The organism is Vibrio rubrogenes, from assembly GCF_059641415.1.
In genome coordinates this window covers 79,691-102,734 of the sequence record NZ_JCARSY010000015.1, presented here as the reverse complement: position 1 = coordinate 102,734, position 23,044 = coordinate 79,691, and the positions used below count along the sequence as shown (strand labels likewise).

The following is a 23,044-nucleotide window of genomic DNA, read 5'->3' as shown; positions in this document are numbered from 1 at the left end:
CGCATCAATGGCGCTGTTTTTTTATACCTGATTTTTCTTAAGTTTTCTCTCTTAAGTTTTTCTTAAGTTTTCTCTCGTATGCTGCTTTTAGGTCTTCAAGAGGGTTGAATGATGCAAGCAGCTCTGTGCGATTCTTCAATGACATTAGAAATGATAGGTGAGGCGCATCCCATGCGTCATCAGGTTGAACGGTATATAGCCGACAGATATTCATATGCATTTGATGCCAATATTGAGCAATTCATGCCACTGTTCTTAGCTTTGCTACAGGGAGAGGAAATTCAGTCAATTTGTGGTTATCGAGCCGCCTCTGAAGCCCCGTTATTTCTGGAACAATATCTGGACTGTACGGCTGAAAAGGCTGTCTCAGAGGCTTTTGCTCAGACTATCGGGCGCAAGACGCTGATTGAATTCGGGCAACTTGCTTCATTCTCCAAAGGTATCTCACCATTTCATTTTTATCTGATTGCACAACGTTTGGTTGAGATGGGATATCAGTGGTGTATCTGTACAGTCACTGATCCGCTCTATGCGTTAATGAAGCGCTTAGGGCTCAACCCAGTTGTGATTGCTCAAGCTGACGCTCAACGTGTCAATAATGCCGCTCAATGGGGACGTTATTACCAGCTTCGTCCCCGCATTGTTGCTGGCGATCTTCAACAAAGTCTGGCCCATTTGAAGCGTTATTGGCTGACCAAAGGTATCGGTATAGAGTGAGACACTGTCAATGAGTGAAACCATATTATCTGCGTTATTTTCCCACGCGAGTCAGCGTCCAGATGCCATTGCATTTATCGGCCAGAATGTGCTCGGTGAACCTGAGACACTGACATTTCAACAACTATCTGAACAAGTTCATCATTATGCTGATGTGTTCAGCGCATTACAGTCACATTGCATCGCCATCTATGCAGAGAACAGTTTGTCTTGGCTGATTGCTGATTTAGCCGCAATGTATGCACAGATTCCTTGTGTGCCGCTGCCTAAATTCTTTAGTCCCGCTCAAATTGAACACGTCCTCTCTCATACGGGGACAGACACTCTTATCTATGATCAGCCTCTGCCGGGATTTGAGCCCTGTGGTGAACTGAAAGAGTGCACCATTGGGCGGCGCTCTGAATTCTCCCATGAGTCTGAACGATCTCGTTGTGTTAACGAGGGAATTCTACCGGGGACAGTCAAAATTACGTTTACCTCGGGTTCAACCGGGCAGCCCAAAGGGGTGTGTTTGAGTCAGCAGAATCTTGATCAGGTGACATCAAGTCTGGCACAGGAGATGGCAAAACAAAGTGGTCTGGAAAAACATCTGGTGATGTTGCCCTTGTCCACATTGCTGGAAAATATTACAGGTGTGTATGTCCCCCTAGTGCTTGGTTTGACATCGGTGGTGGTGGATGGGGCATTGGTCGGGCTTCAGGGCTCGAGTCAGTTTTCTCCGGAGCAATTTGCCGGTGCATTGATGCAATATCAACCCAATTCGCTGGTACTGACACCGGCGTTGCTACACGCGTTGATCGCTGTGACTCGCAATCTTCCGCAACTTGCTGCATCGCTTCGGTTTGTCGCTGTCGGTGGTGCCAGAGTTACACCGCAAACATTGGTTGAAGCCCATCGCTTAGGGCTGCCGGTGTATGAAGGATACGGATTATCTGAATGTGGTTCGGTGGTTAGTCTGAATACACCGAAAGCGAACTGTCCCGGAACCGCAGGAAAAATTCTGCCCCATGCTGACGTGCGGATTACTGATGATGGCGAGATTCTCGTCAGAGGTGCTGTCGCTCTCGGGTATATCAATCAGCCTTTGGCCTCGGAATGGGTGGCGACCGGTGATCTGGGTTATGTGGATGAGCAGGGGTTTTTATCGGTTCAGGGGAGAAAGAAAAATCAGATCATTACTGGATTTGGCCGCAATATTTCTCCGGAATGGATTGAATCTGAAGGGCAGCAATGGGATGCCTTGCGAAGTTTAATTGTGGTCGGTGAAGCAAAGAATCGGCTCATGGGCGTTATTTTGTCTCAGGATGTGGAAAAAGTAATGGCTGCGATTGTCGCGTTGAATCGTCAGCTTCCTGATTATGCCCATATTTGTCAGGTGATTTTAGTTTCGTCACCGCAAGAATACCGGACTTTACTTACAGCAAACGGGCGTCCTAAACGACATCTGGTTGAAGAACAGGTTAACTTGTGGTGCGACGATATTGTGTCTTTTCAAAACATGATAAAGCGAATTGATATTTAATCTTAACCTTGGGTATTTAAGATTACCTTGGGTATTGAATCTAACATTGATTGTGGAGTGGAACAGATGAGTGATTTTTTTAATCAATTGCAAGAAGCAACTCGACCTGCTCGTGAGGCGATGCTATCTGCACCGATTATTGCTGCATGTAGTCAGGGCAATATTAATCTGCCTCAGTACCAAGCATTTCTGACACAGGCATACCATCATGTAAAACATACGGTGCCGTTGCTAATGGCATGTGGTGCTCGCCTTGGAGAAGATAAAGAATGGTTACGGAGTGCGATTGCAGAATATATTGAGGAAGAAATCGGTCACCATGAGTGGATTTTGAATGATATTCGCGCTTGCGGTGGTTCTGCCGATGATGTGCGCCACAATCAGAATGATGGTGCGGTTTGTCCTGCGATTGAATTGATGGTCGCTTATTTATATCACCAGATTGATCGCGGTAACCCCCTCGCTTTATTCGGCATGGTTTGGGTATTGGAAGGGACGAGTGTCGGTATTGGCGGACAGGTTGCTCAGCAGGTCAAGCAGACGCTCAATTTGCAGGACGATGCATTGACTTATCTGACTTCTCATAGTGAACTTGATCAGGAGCATATTCAGTTTTTTGCTCGCTTGATGGAGCAGATCTCCGATCCGGATGAACAGCAAGTTATTATCCGTTCTGCCAATATGGTATTTCAATTGTACGGACAAATGCTACAGACACTCACCCAATAAACGGCAACCAATTGTCGCCAAGGAGCAACAGGTTATGAGAGCAAGTATAAAAAACCGAATAATGACAGCGTGCTGTCTTTTGATCGGGTCATCATCCGTATGGGCAAGTGGAGTTGACCCGCTGATCACGATTCAAAAAAAGTGGGCTGAGTGTCAGTATCAATCAAAGGATGAGGATCAGCAGGTTTATTGTCTGGAGAATCTGGTTAAATTGAGTGAGAGCTCGCTTCAAAAGGCCCCGGATCGCAATGATTTAAAAATCTGGCTGGCAATTAGTAAGAGTTCACTGGCCGGTGCAGACGGTGGATTAGGTGGGCTCTCTTTGGCGAAACAAGCCAAAGCTTTACTGGAAGACGTAGTAAAAACAGCACCGGAAACATTAGATGGCTCAGCATATGTCACATTAGGGACACTGTACTATAAAGTGCCGGGATGGCCAGTTGGGTTTGGCGATGATGACAAAGCTGAGGAAATGCTCAAAAAGGCTTTGAAATATAATCCGGATGGGATTGATCCCAACTATTTTTATGGTGATTTTCTGGCAGAAGACGGGCGCAAAGCTGAAGCGATTGAATACCTGAGACGTGCGGCGGTGGCGCCACCAAGAGAAACGAGACCGCTCGCTGATCAGGGGCGGATGGCAGAAGTTCAGCGACGTTTGAAAGAGTTAGGTGCTCAATGAGACTATTGCTGGTCGAAGATGATGTGTTATTAGGACAGTCGATGGTGACGGCATTGAGTCGTCAGGGTTACACGGTTGACTGGCTTGAACGAGGTGCCGGTGTTGTGACTGCTCTGAAAACAGAGCAGTTTACCGCGATTATTCTTGACCTCATGCTGCCCGATATTGGCGGATTTGAGGTTTTGAAAGCTGTGCGGCGTGCCGGATATTCATTACCGATTATGATTTTAACTGCCCGTGATGAAATTCAAGATCGGGTGAAAGGATTAGATGGTGGGGCTGACGATTATCTGGTGAAGCCATTTGCGCTAGAGGAGTTGTTGGCCCGTTTACGTGTGATGATTCGGCGACTCTCAGGTGCTACCGATAGTCAGGTGGAAGTCGGTGATTTAGTGTTATCTCTGGACAGACAGGTTGTGTTGTACCAAGGACAGGCACTGAAGTTGACTAACAATGAATTTAAGTTATTAGCATCACTGATGAATCAGGCCGGACGGGTGATGAGTAAAGAGCAGCTTCAGCAGTCGTTACACGGTTGGGATGAAGGCAGCAGTGATAATGCGATTGAAGTTCACATCCATAATTTGCGCAAGAAAGTCCCGGGGAATGTGATCAAAAATATTCGTGGCGTAGGATATATCATTGAAAAGTAATAAAAAAATGTATTCTATAAAAAAGCGTATTACGTTGTCGATGATTGCGCTTTCTTCGGTGTTTATTCTTATTTCCTTGTTTTTCAGCTATAGCTCGTCACATCATGAAATTCTGGAAGTTTATGATGCACGATTAGGACAGACGGCCAAACTCTTTTTATTAAGTCTGCCGGATTCCGGCTCACTACGGGTGAGTTCTGAAAATGTCAGGCAGCTAGATAGCTGGATGCAAAATATCCGAGATGCACATAGTGATGATGAAGCAACCGCTTATGGGCATCCATATGAACAGAAATTACTGATTCAGTTATATCGGGATGGAAAAGTCGTCTGGGGTTCGCACCTGCGTAATCATGTGATCGTGCATGATCCTACTTATTCCGGATTTGGCTATGTTGAGATAGCAGGCAAGGAGTGGCGGTATTTCCAGCTTCCCTTAAAACGCAACAACTCTCAGCATTCTGAGTACATTATTGTTGCGGAGCAGCAAGCCGTTCGCAATGAAATGATCACTGAACTGGCATTTTCCACGCTGGTGCCACAGTTGGTGCTGATCCCCTGTTTAGCGTTGGTGCTGTACTTTTTAATTGATCGCCACTTTGCCCCGATTACCGAATTGCAACAGGCCATTTCCAGGCGGAGTGTGAGTAAGCTCGATTCTGTGACTGTCGGGCTCGACACCATCGAGTTGTCATCGCTTGTGACAACCTTAAACCGATTGCTTGCTGAACTGGATAGTGCGTGGAAACGAGAAAAACGTTTTACCGGTATGGCGGCTCACGAGTTAAAAACACCGTTAGCCGTGTTGCGATTGAATGCTGAAAACGCATTAAACAGTGAGCGGGAAGAAGATTTACATACTGACTTACACAATATTTTGCGAGGCATTGAACGTTCTGATCGTCTAATTCAACAGTTGCTCACTTTAGCCCGGATTGAAAATATTCACAGTATGGAACGGGTTGAAATCAATTTAAAACGCTTAGTTCAATATGTCATGGGAGAACTCGCCCCGCTGGCGTTGCGAAATAAGCAGGAAATGTCACTGATCGGGGATGATTGTTGGATTCCCGGAGATGAATCATTACTGGGGATTCTACTGAGTAACCTGATTGATAATGCCATTCGCTATGCTGGTGAGGGGCAACAGATTACGGTCACACTGAAAGATTTACCGGATAGGGTGCAGGTTTATGTCTCTGATACCGGTGAAGATCTTACCGCTGAAGCGCGTGAAAAATTGTTTGAAAGTTTTTATCGTTCAAATCGGGAAAGAGGTGATGGTGCAGGGTTGGGGCTGTCGATCACCAGAGATATCGTCAAGCTACATTATGGGACGGTTGAACTCCTCCCCCGCAAGGATCAGGCAAATACATTTTTGGTGTCATTGATGAAAAATCAGCATGAACTTTAGCCTTCTTTGTCGAAAGAAAAAGAAGTAGAAATAGACGGGATAATATAAGGAACATTGGGTATGGATTTGCAGCGTAAACGTGTTTTGTTGACAGGAGCTTCGGGCGGTATCGGTCAGGCAATGGCGACTGAGCTGGCATCTGCGGGCGCGCATCTGTTTTTGGTCGGACGAAATCATGAGAAATTAGAAGCAGTCAGAGCCACCCTTTCTGAGCCGGAAAAGCATGTTGTGTTTTCTGCCGATCTTACTTGCGAAGCGGATCTGGAACGATTAAATCATGCAGGCAATCAGTTGAATCAGTCTGGTGAGGGAATCGACATCGTGATCAATAATGCGGGTGTGAATGAATTTAACCTGCTTGCCAATCGCACTGTTGCATCTGTACAGCAGGAACTGAACGTGAATCTGTTAGCACCGATGTTAGTGAGCCAAATGGCACTGAATTGGTTGAATCGTCCGGGTATTATTTTGAATATCGGTTCGGCATTCGGAGGCATCGGTTATCCGGGTTATACCGTTTACTGTGGTGCCAAAGCGGGGATGTACCGCTTCAGTGAAGCGCTGGATCGGGAATTGGATGGTTCCGGAATCCGAGTACTGTATGTTGCGCCCCGGGCAACGGATACTGATTTGAATTCACCATTGGTAAAACAGATGAATCAGGAACTCGGAAATCGTAGTGACTCGCCGCAGGTGGTTGCAAAACTGGTCATCGAATCCTTAAAACATGAAACAACATCTCGTTGGATTGGCTGGCCGGAAAAACTGTTTGTACGGGTGAACCAGATTTTCCCCACGGTCGTCGCTCAGTCTATTCGCCGTCAGCAAGCGAGAATTCATCATTTCATTCGTCTTATTCATTCATAAAAATGATGAAAGCAATGCAAGAAATTCTTAAATTAATGAATTGAGGTGAATTGCATACAATGTCACAATTGTTTTTTGTTTGGTGACATTTTTTTGATGTAATTCACATATTTTTTGTAAGAAGTCACGTCTAATAGCCGAACTGCTTGAGAAAGATTAAAGCTGATAACGTCAGTTGCAAGTATCAGTAACAAGCGCGGTGACTAACAACGCTGGCTGAAACGAAAAAAATATAATAAAGCACAAACAAGGGCCTGTCTGAGACAGGCCCTTGTTTATTTTACCTCAGATAAATCTAACGGATTATTTATCGTATTCTGGCTGTGACCACATCCCCTGATTCTGATGCCAGTAGGTATGGTAATAATCTTCTCCTGAATCGTGCCAAAAACCGAGTGGTTGGTTAGGGAAACTGTTTGTACATCGTAGATTTTGTTCCTCAATCAGGACATGACACCCTAATGCCGGTGTCATGATGTATTGCCTGTCCACGTAAGCCATGGGGTGGCCGATCAAAAAAGAACCTGCGATATCTTCTTCTTGGGATGCAGGGATCACACTTATATCGGTTTGAATATAGGAATAAATATATTCGAACAGGTGCGGATAGTTGATAGAACCACTGACGATCAGTGTTTGTAAATACTTCATGGTATAGAAATGCCCCGGAGAAAATGCTGTTTCCCGCAGATGCTCCAGATAGGCGGAGGAAATATGTACGATATTACTTTTGGATTCTTCTGCCAGAGACCAGAGTGCATTCATATTGGGAAAGAAGGGGGCGCCATCGTAAAATACGAGGGTTGCACCACTGGCAAGTGCTGACGTATGCCAGATCAGGGCCGTACTACTGCATGAGTAATGACTGAGTAGGCGAGAGCCTGGCTGAACATTACAATGGAGTTGATGCTCTTTTAAATGATTGAGAATGATCCCTCCGATACGATGGACGATGCGCTCGTTCTTCCCTGAAGGTCGCAATTGGTGATGAATGAAGAGCGGATCATTAAATCCGATCCGTTCATACTTGATCCCTCTGGGAAGATAACTGGCCAGAATTGCCTGCCAGTCTGAAAATGTATCAACATAGTTGGATGAAAACTGGGGGGTTTGCAGGTATTCGATCTGACATGTATTTGTCAAACTTGTCAGGTGATCGACCAGCTTTCGATTATTCTCTTCAGTATTGATGGTCGCACCGGCTCGGTTATATCCATTGCTACAGAATAATACTTTGGGTTGCAGTGGCTGAAAGCACACCATAGCAGTTTGAATATCCGTATCCTCCGGAGCGAGAGAAGACCAGATTGCCCCCAGGCTGGTGACAGCCAGCAGAGAAACGATGGTTTCAGGTATATGGGGGAGATAAGCAACAACCACATCACCCCGCTCGACACCGTTTTGAATCAGCCATTGCTGGACAAGTGACACTTGATCACACAGTTGTTGCCAAGTCAGCGTTTTCGTCTGGCCGTTTTCATTTTTAAACCAGAGTGCAATGGCATCAGGCTCCTGAAATGCATAGGAGAGTAAATTTTCAGCATAATTGAGCTGCGCCTGAGGAAACCAGATCGTATCTCGAGCCGCAGTGAATTTCTCCCATTTAGGCATTGCTTCACCGAAGACACAATCTCCCTGAAATCCGATAACGTCACAGTATTGCCATATTTCCAGCCAGAATTGTTTACTGTTGGTTACCGACCACTGATGAAGTTGTTCAAAACCTTCGAGTGCTTCGCCCTGCATGTTGATGTGCTGAATGAATTGGTAAAGGTTTGATGAACGAATAGATTCTGGACTCGGTGTCCATAATTGAGCATCGTTTGCCATAGCTATATCTCGTTGTCGTATACAGAGTTAATTGGCGGTACTTACCATTCCTATTGCTGGATCAACGGAATCTTTCTGATGGGCGGATTCATACCCAGAGACATCATCTGAAGATACATATCTAAAGTCTTGTAAGATTTGGTGAAAACGTCAAATAAGAAAGTGTTATTGAACGGGCAGAATAGCGAATAAAGTGAGGTGTCTGACAAAATTTAGACAAAAAAAATGGCCAGCCACAATATCAGTGACTGGCCGTAATTTATTGTGAACAAGTATTCATTCACTAACAACGTCAGTTGGCTAGGTGACCCTCGGCTTAAGAAGGGTCACTTTAAATAATGCATGAAGCATGCCAACTACAAAATACCATAATTTTGTGCGTTTTGTAGGCAAAACAAGTCATATGCGTTTTGTTTTTTGCATATTGAAAATGCAAAATGCAAAACGCAAACAAAATGCTAGTGATACCATTGTCATATTAATGACAGAGAAAAGTCATATTAATTCAATATTTTTATTATACATCTAAATATTCGATGTCTTAAGTTATGTTGTGGTCTTCCAATTTTTATTTATTAATATCAATATATTAACTTTTAATCCAATGTTTTTTCCTAAATTTGAGCTTGAAATAAGCACAAATCATGTGTTAGTGTTTTAGGAAATTAATTAGAGTTCAAAATAATTAGGCATTATCATGATCACCAACATACCATGGTCAGAAATGGCTAGAGCTACACTAGAGCGAAATCATTCGCAGTGGATTTTTAGAACCCCCGTTCGTTCAGATGGTCAGCGGATTCACGAATTAGTGAGTTTGTGTCCACCATTGGATGAAAATTCTGCATATTGTAATTTTTTACAGTCAATTCATTTCCAAAAAACCTGCATTCTTGCTGAACAGCAAGATGATATTTTGGGATTCATTTCTGCTTATCGTAAACCGGACAAACCTTCAGAGCTGTTTATCTGGCAGGTTGCCGTTCATCCGTCTGCTCGAGGAAAAGGTTTAGCATTTGGTATGTTAAAGCAGCTGATTTCTCAGGAGAATTTACAGGATATCGAAGCGATTGAGACCACGATTACCAGAAATAATCAGGGCTCTTGGAATCTATTTAAGAAGTTCGACCGTGCTAATGGTCAACAGGGGCAGGTTTCAACGTTTCTTGATGAGACGCGACATTTCGATGGACAGCATGAGACGGAATATCTGTATCGTATTCCGCTTGAGTCAATACCACAGACGTAGTGACGACTAAACGTAAGTAATCCCTGAAGTGACAAGTACACTCCAGCGACTACTGTCGTCTGTTCGCCCAATTTACCCAATCCATACATAGAAAATTCAAACAAAGGAAATGTATTCAATTATGAATATTTTCAACGAGAAAGAGTCAAACGTACAATCGTATGCCAATCACTTCCCTGTCGTGTTTGCGACGGCAAAAGGGAGCTGTCTGTATTCCGAACGTGGTGACCGCTATCTTGATTTTTTATCCGGTGCCGGTGCATTAAATTACGGTCATAACAATGCCATTTTGAAACAGGCATTGCTGGATTATATTGACCGCGATGGTGTCACGCATGGTCTGGATATGTATTCGCAGGCTAAGGCTGAATTTTTACAGGCATTTGAGCACCATATTCTTCGTCCACGTATGCTGGATTATAAAATTCAGTTTACCGGACCAACCGGGACTAATGCGGTTGAAGCTGCATTAAAGCTGGCCCGAAAAGTGACTGGCCGCAGTAATGTTATTGCTTTTACCAATGGTTTCCATGGTTGCTCGTATGGCGCGCTTGCCGCGACCGGTAATCAGCATCACCGGGGAGCAGCAGGACTACATTTACATGGCATTCAGCGTTTGCCGTATGACGGATATGCGGGACAAGATGGCTTGAAATTATTTGAAACCATGTTAAACGATGGCTCTTCAGGAATGGATCAACCAGCGGCCGTACTGGTTGAGACCGTACAGGGTGAAGGTGGACTCAATGTGGCTTCCGAGAGTTGGTTGCAACGTTTGAATACACTTTGTAAACGCCACGAAATTTTGTTGATTGTCGATGATATTCAAGCCGGGTGTGGCCGTACCGGGACTTTCTTTAGTTTTGAACCTGCCGGCATCACACCGGATATTGTGACGTTATCGAAATCAATCGGTGGTTACGGTCTGCCGATGTCACTGGTACTGATGAAACCAGAGCTGGATGTTTGGGAGTCCGGTGAGCATAACGGAACATTCCGTGGTAACAACCATGCGTTCGTGACCGCAACCAAAGCCATTGAAACCTATTGGACCAACCATGATCTTGAGCATCATATTGGTGAGTGTGCCCAAGAGGTCACAGACGTTATCGAGAAAATGATCCGTCGATATCCAGAGTTACTTTCACGACGCAAAGGGCGTGGATTGATGCAGGGCGTGGAATGTATTTCCGGTGAGGTTGCCGAAAAAATTGCCCGGGAATGTTTCAATCAGAGCATGATCATCGAAACAGCCGGTCCTGACGGTGAAGTTCTGAAGTTCTTCTGTCCATTGACGATCAGCTCTGACGAGCTCAAAGAAGGGCTGGATATCTTTCAGCGTGCGACAGAGACCATCGCACCACAATACATTAAAAAAGCATCTTAAGGGATTATTGTTATGATTGTCAGAACATTAAAGGAATGTATTCAGAGTGAGCGACGTGTGGTATCGGAAAACTGGGAAAGTGTCCGTATGTTATTGAAAGATGACAATATGGGATTCTCATTTCATATTACGACGATTTATCAGGATACCGAAACACACATTCATTATAAGAATCATCTTGAATCCGTGTACTGCGTCTCCGGTAGTGGCGAAATTGAAGTTGTCGGTGGGGAGACTTTCCCGATTGAACCGGGAACGCTATACATCTTGGATCAGCATGATGAGCACTACCTACGGGCTTATCCCGGACAGAATATGGTGATGGCTTGTGTCTTCAACCCGCCTTTGAATGGGCAAGAAGTCCATGATGCATCCGGCGTTTATCCGCTGAGTTAAGTCATCATCAAAGTTTATTGTGATGTTGGAGGAATGTATCTATCCGGATAGTCAGAAGACTGTCCGGTCATAACAAGGAGAAAACATGTCATTCACCGTAGAGAAAATCGGCGGTACATCAATGACTGCATTTGATGCAGTTATGGAAAATATCCTGCTACGGCCGGAAAACCCCTATCAACGTGTTTTTGTGGTTTCTGCTTATTCAGGAATTACTGATGCGTTATTGGAATGTAAAAAAACCGGTCAGCCCGGTATTTATCAGTTAATTGCCCAACGAAGTGAGATGTGGCAGGAAAAAATGGAAGAGTTAGAGCAGCGGATGATGCTCATCAACCAGAATATTTTTGCTGACCCAATGTCTCGTCTGCGAGCCGATAAATTTATCCGCTCCCGTTTGTCTGAAGCGAAGAATTGTATCCGTAATATTATGGATACCTGCCAGCATGGCCAGTTTTCACTGAATCGTTATCTGCCGCAGATTCGAGAGTTTCTGTCCTCATTGGGAGAAGCACACAGTGCTTATAATACAGTCTTGAAACTGAAGCATTCCGGTATCAACTCTCGATTTATCGATTTATCAGGCTGGAATGAAGATCACCACGGTAGTTTGGATGATGTCATTCGTCAGGCATTTGAGAGCGTTGATGTGACATGTGAACTGCCGATTGTGACTGGTTATGCGTATTGTAATGAAGGTTTGATGAAAACGTATGATCGAGGCTACAGCGAAATGACGTTTAGTCGGATAGCTGCCTTAACGGGTGCTGAACAGGCGATCATTCATAAAGAGTACCATCTCAGTACGGCTGATCCGGGTATTGTCGGTGCGGATGTTGTGCGTCCGATGGGAGAGACGAACTTTGATGTTGCAGACCAACTGGCGAATCTCGGCATGGAAGCCATTCACCCCAATGCTGCAACTGGACTACGTCAGCAGAACATCCCTTTGATCGTGAAAAACACCTTTGAACCGGAACACACCGGGACACGGATTTCAGGTGAACATGATCCGGATAATCATCGTGTCGAAATTATTGCCGGACGCGATAAAGTTTTTGCGCTGCATTTATTCGATCAATCAATGGTTGGATTGGTCGATACCGTGAGTTATGAGATGGCAGAGATGATCGCAGAAGCGAAAGTTGATCTGATCGGAAAAGAGATGAATGCCAACTCGATGACTTATTATTTACATGGGCAAAGTGATAGTTTGAACCGTTTGCTGGCGGGCGTAGAACAGCGTTATCCGGCGGCATCTGTTTCGGGCAAAATGGTTGCGTTGATCTCGGCGATCGGTGCTTCTATGGATACATGTGAAGTGTTGGCAAACGGGATGGCCGCATTGGGACAGGGCAACATTCAGCCGATGGCCGTGCATTCGTCACATAGAAACGTCAATGTGCAGTTTTGTATAGAAGATAAACATTATCATCAGGCGATTTGTTTGCTCCATGAAATGTTGATCGAAGAGAATTGCCCTAAAAGAAATGCAAGTAGTTATGCCGCCTAATTTAGCGTCAATATGTGCATAAAAACACCGAAACCGGATGACAACCTCTGTCATCCGGTTTTTTATAGTGTGTGGGTTCTGATATTTTGTAGAGAAACAATAAAATAAATGTGAATTAAACATTAATTATTATTTTATGGAATGTGAACATAAGCTGAATAATATATGTTCATCCTGATGTTTCATATGAATTTATAGGGAAAGCTGATGATCGATAATCTGATAAAATTTATTACAATTATTTAAATTGAGTTTATGAAATGATTATGTTAGGTGAAATTTATTTTTTATAGCCGTGATAGTATTCATTCCATATTTAACGGTTTTTATCAAATAAAATTAATCAAAGTCTCGGAATTAAAATAGAAAAAATCCAACAAAATTGAGTATTAGTAAGATAAAATTTAAAACTGACAGGTCAGTTTATAAAATTAATAAAAATATTTTAATTTTGATGTTTGTCAGGTTTTTTTTGCAGAAAATATTGCACAATTTGAGTGCAATTGGTCTTGGGACATCATGATAGAGTCCGATGTATTTGATTATATCGGCTGATGCATATGTTTGGCATATATTTACGGACAATGATGAAAATAAGGACATTACCTTTATCTATATTCTACATACTTTTCGTTTAAGTACGAAACTAATTGCGATAAAGATTATAGAAATGAATTAAAAGGTAAATGAAATGAGTAAAAAATATCTATCCAAAACGATGGCTGCGTTGATGCTCTGTACCTCTTTTGCTTCTTTTGCAAACGCGGATAAACCTACTGTCAAAATTTACGCAACTGGAGGAACCATTGCGGGAAGTTCTGAATCAAATATGGATACAACAGATTATAAAGCCGGAAAAATCGGTGTTGATCTGCTGATCTCTGCTGTACCTGAGTTAAAAGATTTTGCCCATGTGATTGGTGAGCAAATCGCAAACACAGACAGTAATAATATTAATCAGAATATTTTGTTAAAGCTTAGCAAAGCGATCAATCTGCAACTGGCTGATGCCAAAACCAGTGGTGTTGTGGTGACTCATGGTACTGACACACTTGAGGAAACCGCGTTTTTCCTTGATTTGACAGTGAAAAGTGACAAACCTGTGGTCATTGTCGGTGCAATGCGTCCGGCAACTGCGATTAGTGCCGATGGTGGCATGAACTTGCTGGAAGCTGTCAGACTGGCGTCAGATGATGATGCGAAACACCGTGGTGCAATGGTTGTGCTGAATGACCGGATCGGTTCTGCATTTTATACCACCAAAACCAATTCAACGATGCTGGATACATTTAAAGCAACGGAGCAGGGATATTTGGGTGCATTCTTAAGTGGTGAACCGCATTTCTACTATGAGCCAACAAAACCGGTTGATAAGCCTTATTTCGATATCAGTCATGTCAAACAATTACCAAAAGTGAAAATCCTGTATAGCTATCAGGATCAGGATCCTGCGTTGCTCCATGCGGCAGTTAAAGCCGGTGCAAAAGGGATTGTAATTGCAGGAACCGGCAACGGCTCTTTATCAGATGTTATGCTTGAAGCAGTACAAGAAATAATGGATAAAGGTATTCCGGTTGTTCGCTCAACCCGTACCGGTAATGGATTCGTAACGCCAAAACAGGAAGGGATCGGCTCCGGAGTTTATAATCCTCAGAAAGCAAAAGTGCTTCTGTCTCTGGCACTGGCTCACGGTGACAATCTTGAGACAATCAGAAATTACTTCGAAAACTAATCTCTACTGATACATATCTGCTAAAGGGTCTGCGGACCCTTTTTTATTGTGTGCCCCTCACTGCTGTCTTAACGGGACAGTCACTTTAACCTGTCACCTAAACCACCTTGACAGGACAGTCATCTTAACCATTCAGTAATGGATCTCACGAATTGGTTTTTTTTCTGCAGGTAATTTGTCTGATTTCTTTATCGTTGGCTATATTGTCCTGTATCTAAGTAATAAATGTGATAAGGACTCCGACTATGATTCGTCATCTGCCATCGATGATTTTTACCGTACTGCTATCATTCACTTCACTATTACCACTGACGTCTGTCCACGCTGAAGGTGCACCGGACAGTCTGAAAGAGCTGATTCCTCAGTTGGAAAGTTGGGGAAAAGATCCTGTTCTGATTGAAGCCGTCAAAGCACAGAATGCCCAAGCCGTCTCTCTGGATGAGATAAAAAAAATGGATGAGACATGGAGAAATACATCGGATGTTGATGATTTCATGTCCTCTCTCATGAGCAATAAAGCAGCGAAAAGGTTGTTGGAACTTGAAAATAGTATGTCGTTTCTTGTGGAACTGTTTCTCATGGACAACCAAGGCGCTAATGTTGCGATGACCAACAAGACATCCGACTATTGGCAGGGAGATGAAGCGAAGTTCATTCAGTCGTTCAACGGTGGTCAAGGTAAAGTCTATATTGGCGAAGTAGAGTACGATGACAGTGTTCTGAGTTATCTTGTTCAGGTCTCCGTTCCAGTGATTGATGATCAGGGAAAAACGATAGGTGCGCTCACCATCGGGGTTAATCTTGATGAGTATGAAGATCAGTAAATGATCATCTTATATTTTTATTAAGCAGTTCATCTGCTCTTACCAAGAATCATCATAATCATCAGACAAGAAACAGTTGTAGCACCCCTCCTGTTCGTTATCAAATGACAGGTGAGGTGTGCTGTTTGGGAGGGATTGATGAATTATTTTAAAAATTTGGGAATTCGCTGGAAGTTATGTATTCCATTGATTCTTGTCATGCTACTGGTATTAACCCTATCGGGCAGGAGTTTATATTCAGAAGGATTACAGGCTGAAGCGATCACCATCGTAACCCGTCATGAAATACCAGCATTGAGTTTGGTGCAGTCAGCGAATCGAGATCTCTATCAGGCTTGGGTCGCTGAGCGGAGTATTTTGACCTTACCGGTTAAAAGTGATCAGTATCAGCTCATGCAGAAAATGCATGAAGATAGCATCATGAACGCCAGTCAGAACATGGAAAAACTCAAATCATTTCAGTTGAATGCAGAGATGAAGCAGCTGGTTGAGCAATTTTGGGCCACTTATCCCGATTGGGTGAAACTCACGAGGAGAATCGAACAGGAACGGAGTTCGAATACCCGGGCTGGGCGTAGTACAGCCGTCGGTTTATCGTTTAATGAGGGGTTTGATTTATTTCAGAAAACCCAACATTACCTGCAATTAATTACCGACATTGTCGTCTTCAATGCTGATGAGCGGACCGAGCAATTGGAAGCCATGCATCAGAATTACCGGACAGGTCAGCTATGGTTAGTCGGTTTCTCTTTGCTGGTTTGTCTGGGGATTATCTGGTTTTTCCCATTACTAATTACTGGTGATTTGAAAAATATTACCCGACAAATCCAAGCTTTGGCAAAAGGGGGCGGGGATTTAACACAGCGGCTGAAATTAGATCGTCGTGATGAATTGGGTGAGCTTGCCTCTTATCTCGATAAATTCATGAGTGAACTTCATGAGCTGGTGAAACAGATTATCAGCAATGCCGAGCAGAACAATATCCATGTGTCATCTTTAGGGGAAATGTCGCGCAAAGCTTGTCAGACTGCTGAAACACAGGTGACATCCATGCGAGATGTGTCAGCTTCCAGTCAGGAAATGAGTGTCGCTATTCAGGATGTTTCCCTGCGGACTTCCGAGGTGGCGGGTTCCACAGAAAAGGCCAGTCAGTCTGCCAATGAGGGGCGTCATCAGGTCGGGACAACGCAACAGAGTATTGGGTTACTGAACGAGAGTGTGGAGCAGGCGGTGACAGCCATTTCTCGCATTGATGAATTCACCAACAAGATCAGTTCAATCTTAACCATCATTAGTGGGATTGCTGAACAGACAAACTTGTTAGCACTTAATGCTGCAATTGAAGCCGCAAGGGCCGGAGAATCCGGACGTGGCTTTGCTGTTGTTGCCGATGAAGTTCGGGGATTGGCGAACAAAACTCAAAACTGTACTGAAGATGTTAATGAAATGATCACTAATCTGGAAAAGAGTGTCCGAGATGCGGTTCAGATTATGAATCAGGCGACCGAGAGAGCATCCGTGACGAAACAAGCCAGTGAGGAAACCCAGCGTGCGATTGATGATATGATGATGTCGATGGATCATGTCACCGAAAGAACAAACCAGATCGCTGCTGTGATAGTGGAACAGAGTAAGATGGCAAAACATATTCAGGAAGAAATTAGTGTCATTGAAGCACAGTCTCAGGAGAGTGTTGAAGAATCCTCAGAGGTTGATCAGGCATGCCGTAAGCTCGATGAGCTTCATCAGCATCTGTCTCAAGTGCTCGGGAAATTCACCGTATAAAATTCAATCAGCTTCAAATTTTTTGATTAAGAGGCTCGAATGCAACTCCTCATCATTGGCGGTTGAGTTTTTTACAATCTGTTTGTCATTTGAATAATAACCGGAGAGTAGCTATGTCAAACGAACGACAGATTCACCAAATTATCCCAGCTCAGCCGACTTCTGATGGAGATGGTGTTAAAATTCGTCGTGTCGCCGGTTTCAACCACAAACAGTTCTCACCGTTTCTGATGCTCGATGAGCTTAAATCTGATGAACGGGCTGATTATGTCGGTGGCTTTCCACCACATCCGCACCGTGGTATCGAGACTCTGACTTACATGATGCAAGGCCATTTTCAACATCGGGATCATATGGGTAATGTCGGAGAACTTCGTTCCGGTGGCGCACAATGGATGGCCGCAGGTCGTGGTGTTATTCACAGTGAAATGCCAATGATGGAAGATGGTTCGTTACATGGATTTCAGATTTGGATTAACCAGCCTGCGAAAAATAAGATGCAGCCGGCGCAGTATCATGATTTTCAGCCTGAAGTCATCACCGAATATACGCATGATGAGACGGGGCTGCTGAGAGTGCTTGCTGGTCAGACTGAAGTTGCAGACCAGATATTGCGTGGTCCTTTAATGCAAACGGGCGTGCCATTGCTTGTCGCAGACTGGCGGGCGAACTTAGGACAGTCGCTTCATCTCAAAATACCGCAACAGCATCAGGCCATGATCTACGTTTACCGGGGTGAAGTTCAACTGAGCTCTCGTATTATCAAAGCCGAAGAGTTTGCATTGCTGACGCAAGGAGATTGCTTAATCGCGCAGTCCGACACACCCGATAGCGGTATGTTGATTCTTGCCGGTGAACCGATTCACGAACCTGTGGTACATTATGGTCCGTTTGTGATGAACTCGTATGCTGAAATTGAACAAGCGATCAATGATTACAACAGTGGTCAGTTCGAGACCTATTAATTTAGGTTAGACGGTGATGCTTCCGAGGCTTTGAGTAAAAATGAGCAGCGCTTATCTGCCTGACTGTTGAATGAATACTGCGAGATTCGTTTGGTAGAGGTCAATTTTTAGAGGATATGTCATCGTTCCGGATTGTGTCCATGCTCATAATTTGTTCCAATGGATGTGAGCCTGACTATGATTATCCTTGATGATCAGTCGTCCCTGAAGTTGCTAGAAGGAGCACACCATTGAAATCTTTATTGGCAGTGCTGGGACTATTGCTAATTGGCTGTAGCGCAGTGTTGATTTATATGAGTTACCAAGAATATACCAGCCCGAAAAAAATTTATGGGGCTTGGTTGGAAACGCAAGTCATGCAAGACCGGCGGGAAGTGATCACATTCAGTGAGCGCGGGGTTTATCGAAATAATCACCTGATTACCACGAAATTTGATTTTGATGGGAAGCAGGTTCAGTTTAAAAGTGGTAGTCAGGAAAATATCTATCAGATTAGTGGTACTGCTGCCTCTCCTCAGTTAAAACGAGTTGAGCCGAGTCAACCGGTTCAAATTTTGATCAAAAAAGGTTACGAACACACTCTGGAAAAGCCCGACAACGCTTGGCGTCGGGTGAACACCAGAAGTTCTTTCGCCGAAGGGTTTACCAGCAGCGATTAACCTGTTCTTAAACGATGTGATCATGTTTGGTCAAAATCGTGTCGATGATGTGGATTGGGGCTGGTGATATGCGATATTTTTTGCTAGCGTTCAACTCACTGATATTGAGAACTTACCACAACCTATGAATTCATGGATTACCGATATTCTTTCATCTCCTATCTGGCAAAGAGAAGACACGAGTGTGCTTTTGATTACGCTTGCCAGTTTCGTCGCCTGGATGTTATGGCGCTTCCTCTATCGTCATATAAGTCAACTTACTGAAAAAACCAAAGTTCGTTGGGATGACCTGTTACTCCATGCATTACGTTCACCGATCAGTGTATTGATCTGGCTCTGGCCGGCGACTATTTCCCTCGGTTTAGTGCTCGAAGATCTGAGCAATAGCCGATTAAACTGGCTTGAAACGCTTAAATTGGTCCTGTTGGTCTGCTGTTTTGTCTGGACGCTGATACGGTTGGTCAACAATATAGAAGGTTATGTATTACAGACGAAAGACAAGGATAGAACAACCGTTCAGGCCATTTCTAAGGTCGTTAAGTTGCTGGTGTTTGTGGTCGGTCTGTTGTCGATTATGCAAACATTTGGTCTCAGCCTGTCCGGATTACTGACATTTGGTGGTGTCGGTGGCTTAGTGGTCGGTTTTGCAGCGAAAGATCTGCTGTCGAACTTTTTCGGTGGCATGATGATCTATTTTGACCGTCCTTTTAAAGTGGGGGACTGGATTCGCTCTCCGGATCGTGCCATTGAAGGGACGGTGGAACGGATTGGTTGGCGGATGACAGTGATTCGTACGTTTGATAAACGTCCGCTTTATGTACCGAATTCGGTGTTCAGTAGTATTGTGGTTGAAAACCCATCTCGGATGCTCAATCGACGTATCTATGAGGTCATTGGCTTACGATATGGGGACTCTGAGAAGGTTGCTGCGGTTGTCACTGATGTGAGACAGATGTTAGAGGAGCATCCTGATATTGATGTTAACCAGACGCTGATTGTTAATTTTGATTCTTTTGGCGCATCATCGTTAGACTTCTTCATCTACACCTTCACGAAAACCGTCAACTGGATGCGTTATCATGAAGTGAAACAGGATGTACTGTTAAAAGTCATGGAAATTATCCACCATCACGGTGCTGATATTGCTTATCCGACCCAAACCCTCAAATTAGAGCCTGAAAGTGCAGGAACAGAACCACTTGAAGCGTGTCTAAACCGGAGTTGAGCGCTGAAATCTCTCTGGTAACCCCAGCAAATTACCCGAGCAGATCCTCATCTGCTCAGGGTATATATTACTTTGTTTGTTGATATGAAGCCCTCATTCTTGTATCGCGGTGGCAATTTTTGTCATTAACAGGGTAGATGATCTGTTTGAATTTGATGAAATGAAATTGATTGCATAATATTAAATTTTGTTAGAGATGAAAACTTCATGACAAAGTGATGTGATTCGAACCGGATAATCAGATCAAGTCCACATACCAGGACATGAATCAAGGAGGAAAGATGCGTGTTGATATCGTTGGTCGGCTTTTGGGCGATTTTTTTCTGGAAGCGAAAGTGGCGATCGCTGATATCGGTTTGTATTACGGACTGGATGTTAGCGGTTACCCAGAAGATATGACATTAGAAATGCTTGTTTATCAAAATCTTGGAGAAAAACCTCAACAAGGTGATTCCTTTCACTGGCAGGGATTGACTTGGGTGGTGGCCCGAGTTCGTGAGTGGCGGGTGCAACTCGTCGGATTAAAATTACCGATGAAGTGAATGATGACCTGAACCACAAAACGTGATTCAGGCAGCTGCAATATATTTGCGTTGGTTATGTTTCATGGCTTTGAGGGTAGCGATAAGCTGATCAATATCGAAATCGATGTTGAATTGTTGCTTTAGATTAGCAAGAAAGACGGCATCTTCACACATGGCTTTTTCTGGCTCGTCACTGATCTTCGCCACAGGGCGGCCATGACATTCAGCGAGTTTGATCACAATCGATAGCGGTGCATAGGTTTGACCATATTGGTTTTTCCAGCCACCGAGATCGTTGGTTAAGAATGTCCCAATCCCGAAAGAAATCTGAGCACGTCCGGCAAAATACTCACACAGTTCCAGCGCCTGACTGAAGTCGAGGCTATCAGAGAAAATAAAGAGTTTCGTCCGAGGGTCGATGCCCAGTTTTTTGTAGTGCGCAATCATCTTCTCGCCCCAAGTGAAGGGACAGCCGGAATCATGCCGGACACCGTCGTAGGCTTTCGCCAAATGCATATTAAAATCATTGAGAAAAGCATCGATATTGAGGGTATCGGTAGGTGCGATAGACAGTTGACCATCAAATGCTGTCAGCCATTGTTCCAGCGCGACGCGTTGTGAATCTCCCGGATTTACCAGTGCCTGATGACCCATAAACCATTCGTGCGCAATTGTGCCAATTGGTTTCAGGTCAAATTTTCGGGCGAAATGATAGTTGCTCGTACCGAGTAACAGCTCAGGGATCTCTTGCTTCAACTCGGCCATGACTTGTTCTTGTATTTGTGCTGAGAAGCGGCGACGCGTGCCCATTTCTGTGAGTCTAAAGTTATCAATACCGCGCTCGGCCAGCTCACGCTTCAGCGCCACGAGTTTATTGTGCAGAACCTGACGAGGCAAGTCAGCGGGAACATCTTGCCAGTTATATCGGCTTCTGACTTCTGAAATGATCGCCATAATCATGGTCTCATACAGAATTGTGTCACGCCATGTTCCGCGAATCCCGATTCGCAGCTGACGTTGTGAACCTTGCTGGATGATGCCGAATTCAACCTGCTGTGCGGGTTGAAATTGAAAATAACGCAACGCATGCAGGAAAGCTGGTTTTAGATGAGGAGAACTCTTTTTCAGATAGTCGATTTCTGCTTGAGAAAAGCGTAACTTCGACAGTTGTTCCACTTCTCCACGAATTTCAGGGAGTAATCCGCTGATATCTTCTTCTGAGCGGACGGTTAGTTCGTAACGAACCTCGATATTAGGGTAGAAAGTATGAATGGCCTGCATCATATTGATTTTATATGCATCTAAATCCAACAGACTTTGGATGATATGTTTAGAAAAAAGATGATTGTTCATGGGGGCCATCCTCACTATTTATGTTAGTAACATTATGTTTCTAACCTAGGTCGGACATTAAATGAGACGCAGGCGTTTGTCAATGACTAGTCTGTGGTATTATTGATAGGAAAAGCTTATGAATGATACCTCTTGGATATAAAAATTTATTTATTCTCAGATTGTTTTGTCATTAAAATCACCGATTAAGTTCGTAACATTCTGTGATTAAGTTTGACCTATGATGATGTCATTTCATAGAATGAGCGGAGAGTTGTATGGGAAAACTGCTTTATGATTGTAACTATCGATATGATCTGCCTTCGTTTATCTGATGACGGCATTCAAGTTTTACTGGTGAAACGGAATAATCCTGAGCGTCCGGATTTTGGGATGTGGGCAATTCCCGGAGGCTGGGTGTATGACGAAGATTTTACCGCTCGCGGTGGTGAGCCGGCCGATGAAGATTTCGAAGCAGCACGCCGCCGGATTTGTCGGCAAAAAGTACATACCTACCCTAATTTCATCAGTGATCCGCTGGTTGACGGTAATCCGAAACGCAACCCGGATGGCTGGAGTGTCAGTATTTCCCATTATGCTTTGCTGAATGCGTCGAATATCCGGCAAATTGAAGCTGCCGGCATGGATCGTAATCGTCTCGATTGGTTTGATTTAAACCTCGTTTTAAAGGGACAGATGACGCTGGCTTTTGACCATGCGGCTCAGATTCAACACGCATGGACCAAATTACGTGCTGCCGTCGAATATACGTCAGTCGTACTCTTTTTTCTGGAGAAAGAGTTTCTGGTCGCAGAAATCATCGATGCTTATGCGAAGTTCGGGGTTGAAGTGAATCGAATGACAATTAAACGGCGGTTGATTAACTCAGAAGTGATCGTGAGTACCAATAAAATTGCTGCCCCGAATAAAGGTCGTGGGCGAGGCGGAAAACCCGCAACTGTCTACCGGCTTGCAAATAATGAAGTCAGCTACTTTCAGACTTGTCTGAGAGGCTAAGTTTGGGGTAACTGTCATCGGC

At 44.1% G+C, this 23,044-nt stretch carries 21 protein-coding genes; 19 read left to right on the top strand and 2 right to left on the bottom strand.

All coding sequences use genetic code 11. The annotated features are described in order from the left end of the window. Positions 1-111 precede the first annotated feature (111 nt). The 7 genes from AC55NX_RS12560 to AC55NX_RS12530 all read left to right on the top strand — a co-directional run bounded on the left by AC55NX_RS12560 (position 112) and on the right by AC55NX_RS12530 (position 6,584). Positions 112-717 (top strand): thermostable hemolysin, encoded by a 606-nt coding sequence (locus AC55NX_RS12560; RefSeq protein ID WP_496996057.1) that lies wholly within the window; start codon positions 112-114, stop codon positions 715-717. 10 nt (positions 718-727) lie between these two features. Further along, positions 728-2,239, top strand: coding sequence for an AMP-binding protein (locus tag AC55NX_RS12555; protein WP_496996052.1), 1,512 nt, complete (start codon positions 728-730; stop codon positions 2,237-2,239). A gap of 66 nt (positions 2,240-2,305) precedes the next feature. Continuing rightward, positions 2,306-2,968 carry an iron-containing redox enzyme family protein gene (locus AC55NX_RS12550; RefSeq protein ID WP_496996051.1) on the top strand — a complete coding sequence of 221 codons (663 nt, stop codon included), beginning with the start codon at positions 2,306-2,308 and terminating at the stop codon, positions 2,966-2,968. A gap of 34 nt (positions 2,969-3,002) precedes the next feature. Continuing rightward, positions 3,003-3,650 carry a tetratricopeptide repeat protein gene (locus tag AC55NX_RS12545; protein WP_496996050.1) on the top strand — a complete coding sequence of 216 codons (648 nt, stop codon included), beginning with the start codon at positions 3,003-3,005 and terminating at the stop codon, positions 3,648-3,650. Beyond that, positions 3,647-4,303, top strand: a complete 657-nt coding sequence (locus AC55NX_RS12540; RefSeq protein WP_059122031.1) for a response regulator — start codon at positions 3,647-3,649, stop codon at positions 4,301-4,303. The genes AC55NX_RS12545 and AC55NX_RS12540 overlap by 4 nt, the downstream gene beginning before the upstream one ends. Next, complete coding sequence (locus AC55NX_RS12535) at positions 4,293-5,717, top strand: sensor histidine kinase (protein ID WP_496996049.1); 1,425 nt, start codon at positions 4,293-4,295, stop codon at positions 5,715-5,717. Before AC55NX_RS12540 ends, AC55NX_RS12535 begins: the two co-directional genes overlap by 11 nt. A 60-nt stretch (positions 5,718-5,777) precedes the next feature. Beyond that, complete coding sequence (locus tag AC55NX_RS12530; RefSeq protein WP_496996048.1) at positions 5,778-6,584, top strand: SDR family oxidoreductase; 807 nt, start codon at positions 5,778-5,780, stop codon at positions 6,582-6,584. 303 nt (positions 6,585-6,887) lie between these two features. On the opposite strand, the gene AC55NX_RS12525 is transcribed toward AC55NX_RS12530, so the two are convergent. Then, entirely contained in the window at positions 6,888-8,414 is a 1,527-nt protein-coding gene (locus AC55NX_RS12525; protein WP_496996047.1) for an AMP-binding protein, read from the bottom strand. 697 nt (positions 8,415-9,111) lie between these two features. Between AC55NX_RS12525 and ectA the strand changes: the two genes are divergently transcribed. The 11 genes from ectA to AC55NX_RS12470 all read left to right on the top strand — a co-directional run bounded on the left by ectA (position 9,112) and on the right by AC55NX_RS12470 (position 20,691). Further along, positions 9,112-9,663 (top strand): diaminobutyrate acetyltransferase, encoded by a 552-nt coding sequence (gene ectA, locus AC55NX_RS12520; protein WP_496996046.1) that lies wholly within the window; start codon positions 9,112-9,114, stop codon positions 9,661-9,663. 121 nt (positions 9,664-9,784) lie between these two features. Next, a complete protein-coding gene (gene ectB, locus AC55NX_RS12515; protein ID WP_496996045.1) occupies positions 9,785-11,050 on the top strand; it encodes a diaminobutyrate--2-oxoglutarate transaminase in 1,266 nt (421 codons plus the stop codon). Between the two features lie 12 nt (positions 11,051-11,062). Beyond that, positions 11,063-11,446, top strand: coding sequence for an ectoine synthase (locus AC55NX_RS12510; RefSeq protein WP_059122025.1), 384 nt, complete (start codon positions 11,063-11,065; stop codon positions 11,444-11,446). Between the two features lie 85 nt (positions 11,447-11,531). Continuing rightward, positions 11,532-12,959 (top strand): aspartate kinase, encoded by a 1,428-nt coding sequence (locus AC55NX_RS12505; protein ID WP_496996044.1) that lies wholly within the window; start codon positions 11,532-11,534, stop codon positions 12,957-12,959. A 691-nt stretch (positions 12,960-13,650) separates the two neighbouring features. Continuing rightward, positions 13,651-14,691 carry a type II asparaginase gene (locus AC55NX_RS12500; protein ID WP_496996043.1) on the top strand — a complete coding sequence of 347 codons (1,041 nt, stop codon included), beginning with the start codon at positions 13,651-13,653 and terminating at the stop codon, positions 14,689-14,691. A gap of 245 nt (positions 14,692-14,936) precedes the next feature. Continuing rightward, complete coding sequence (locus AC55NX_RS12495) at positions 14,937-15,515, top strand: PDC sensor domain-containing protein (protein WP_496996042.1); 579 nt, start codon at positions 14,937-14,939, stop codon at positions 15,513-15,515. Between the two features lie 138 nt (positions 15,516-15,653). Further along, positions 15,654-17,300 carry a methyl-accepting chemotaxis protein gene (locus tag AC55NX_RS12490; RefSeq protein ID WP_496996041.1) on the top strand — a complete coding sequence of 549 codons (1,647 nt, stop codon included), beginning with the start codon at positions 15,654-15,656 and terminating at the stop codon, positions 17,298-17,300. 113 nt (positions 17,301-17,413) lie between these two features. Next, complete coding sequence (locus AC55NX_RS12485) at positions 17,414-18,265, top strand: pirin family protein (RefSeq protein WP_496996040.1); 852 nt, start codon at positions 17,414-17,416, stop codon at positions 18,263-18,265. Positions 18,266-18,495: 230 nt separating this feature from the next. After that, complete coding sequence (locus AC55NX_RS12480; protein ID WP_496996039.1) at positions 18,496-18,924, top strand: DUF2850 domain-containing protein; 429 nt, start codon at positions 18,496-18,498, stop codon at positions 18,922-18,924. A 124-nt stretch (positions 18,925-19,048) separates the two neighbouring features. Further along, entirely contained in the window at positions 19,049-20,149 is a 1,101-nt protein-coding gene (locus tag AC55NX_RS12475; protein ID WP_496996038.1) for a mechanosensitive ion channel family protein, read from the top strand. A 281-nt stretch (positions 20,150-20,430) separates the two neighbouring features. Next, the gene (locus tag AC55NX_RS12470) at positions 20,431-20,691 is read left to right on the top strand and encodes a transporter associated domain-containing protein (protein ID WP_496996037.1); all 261 of its coding nucleotides are present in this window, start codon (positions 20,431-20,433) and stop codon (positions 20,689-20,691) included. Positions 20,692-20,718: 27 nt separating this feature from the next. Here AC55NX_RS12470 and pncB read toward each other — a convergent pair whose 3' ends face one another. Beyond that, a complete protein-coding gene (pncB, locus tag AC55NX_RS12465; RefSeq protein WP_496996036.1) occupies positions 20,719-22,026 on the bottom strand; it encodes a nicotinate phosphoribosyltransferase in 1,308 nt (435 codons plus the stop codon). A 273-nt stretch (positions 22,027-22,299) separates the two neighbouring features. Between pncB and AC55NX_RS12460 the strand changes: the two genes are divergently transcribed. Further along, on the top strand, positions 22,300-23,022 hold the full coding sequence (locus tag AC55NX_RS12460; RefSeq protein WP_496996035.1) for an NUDIX hydrolase: 723 nt from the start codon (positions 22,300-22,302) through the stop codon (positions 23,020-23,022). Positions 23,023-23,044 lie beyond the last annotated feature (22 nt).

Excerpts from the sequence above, each read along its gene's own strand:
- AC55NX_RS12560 (WP_496996057.1), top strand. The coding sequence starts at position 112 with ATGCAAGCAGCTCTGTGCGATTCTTCAATGACATTAGAAATGATAGGT.
- AC55NX_RS12555 (WP_496996052.1), top strand. The coding sequence starts at position 728 with ATGAGTGAAACCATATTATCTGCGTTATTTTCCCACGCGAGTCAGCGT.
- AC55NX_RS12550 (WP_496996051.1), top strand. The coding sequence starts at position 2,306 with ATGAGTGATTTTTTTAATCAATTGCAAGAAGCAACTCGACCTGCTCGT.
- AC55NX_RS12545 (WP_496996050.1), top strand. The coding sequence starts at position 3,003 with ATGAGAGCAAGTATAAAAAACCGAATAATGACAGCGTGCTGTCTTTTG.
- AC55NX_RS12540 (WP_059122031.1), top strand. The coding sequence starts at position 3,647 with ATGAGACTATTGCTGGTCGAAGATGATGTGTTATTAGGACAGTCGATG.
- AC55NX_RS12530 (WP_496996048.1), top strand. The coding sequence starts at position 5,778 with ATGGATTTGCAGCGTAAACGTGTTTTGTTGACAGGAGCTTCGGGCGGT.
- AC55NX_RS12525 (WP_496996047.1), bottom strand. The coding sequence starts at position 8,414 with ATGGCAAACGATGCTCAATTATGGACACCGAGTCCAGAATCTATTCGT.
- ectA (WP_496996046.1), top strand. The coding sequence starts at position 9,112 with ATGATCACCAACATACCATGGTCAGAAATGGCTAGAGCTACACTAGAG.
- ectB (WP_496996045.1), top strand. The coding sequence starts at position 9,785 with ATGAATATTTTCAACGAGAAAGAGTCAAACGTACAATCGTATGCCAAT.
- AC55NX_RS12510 (WP_059122025.1), top strand. The coding sequence starts at position 11,063 with ATGATTGTCAGAACATTAAAGGAATGTATTCAGAGTGAGCGACGTGTG.
- AC55NX_RS12505 (WP_496996044.1), top strand. The coding sequence starts at position 11,532 with ATGTCATTCACCGTAGAGAAAATCGGCGGTACATCAATGACTGCATTT.
- AC55NX_RS12500 (WP_496996043.1), top strand. The coding sequence starts at position 13,651 with ATGAGTAAAAAATATCTATCCAAAACGATGGCTGCGTTGATGCTCTGT.
- AC55NX_RS12495 (WP_496996042.1), top strand. The coding sequence starts at position 14,937 with ATGATTCGTCATCTGCCATCGATGATTTTTACCGTACTGCTATCATTC.
- AC55NX_RS12490 (WP_496996041.1), top strand. The coding sequence starts at position 15,654 with ATGAATTATTTTAAAAATTTGGGAATTCGCTGGAAGTTATGTATTCCA.
- AC55NX_RS12485 (WP_496996040.1), top strand. The coding sequence starts at position 17,414 with ATGTCAAACGAACGACAGATTCACCAAATTATCCCAGCTCAGCCGACT.
- AC55NX_RS12475 (WP_496996038.1), top strand. The coding sequence starts at position 19,049 with ATGAATTCATGGATTACCGATATTCTTTCATCTCCTATCTGGCAAAGA.
- AC55NX_RS12470 (WP_496996037.1), top strand. The coding sequence starts at position 20,431 with ATGCGTGTTGATATCGTTGGTCGGCTTTTGGGCGATTTTTTTCTGGAA.
- pncB (WP_496996036.1), bottom strand. The coding sequence starts at position 22,026 with ATGAACAATCATCTTTTTTCTAAACATATCATCCAAAGTCTGTTGGAT.
- AC55NX_RS12460 (WP_496996035.1), top strand. The coding sequence starts at position 22,300 with ATGATTGTAACTATCGATATGATCTGCCTTCGTTTATCTGATGACGGC.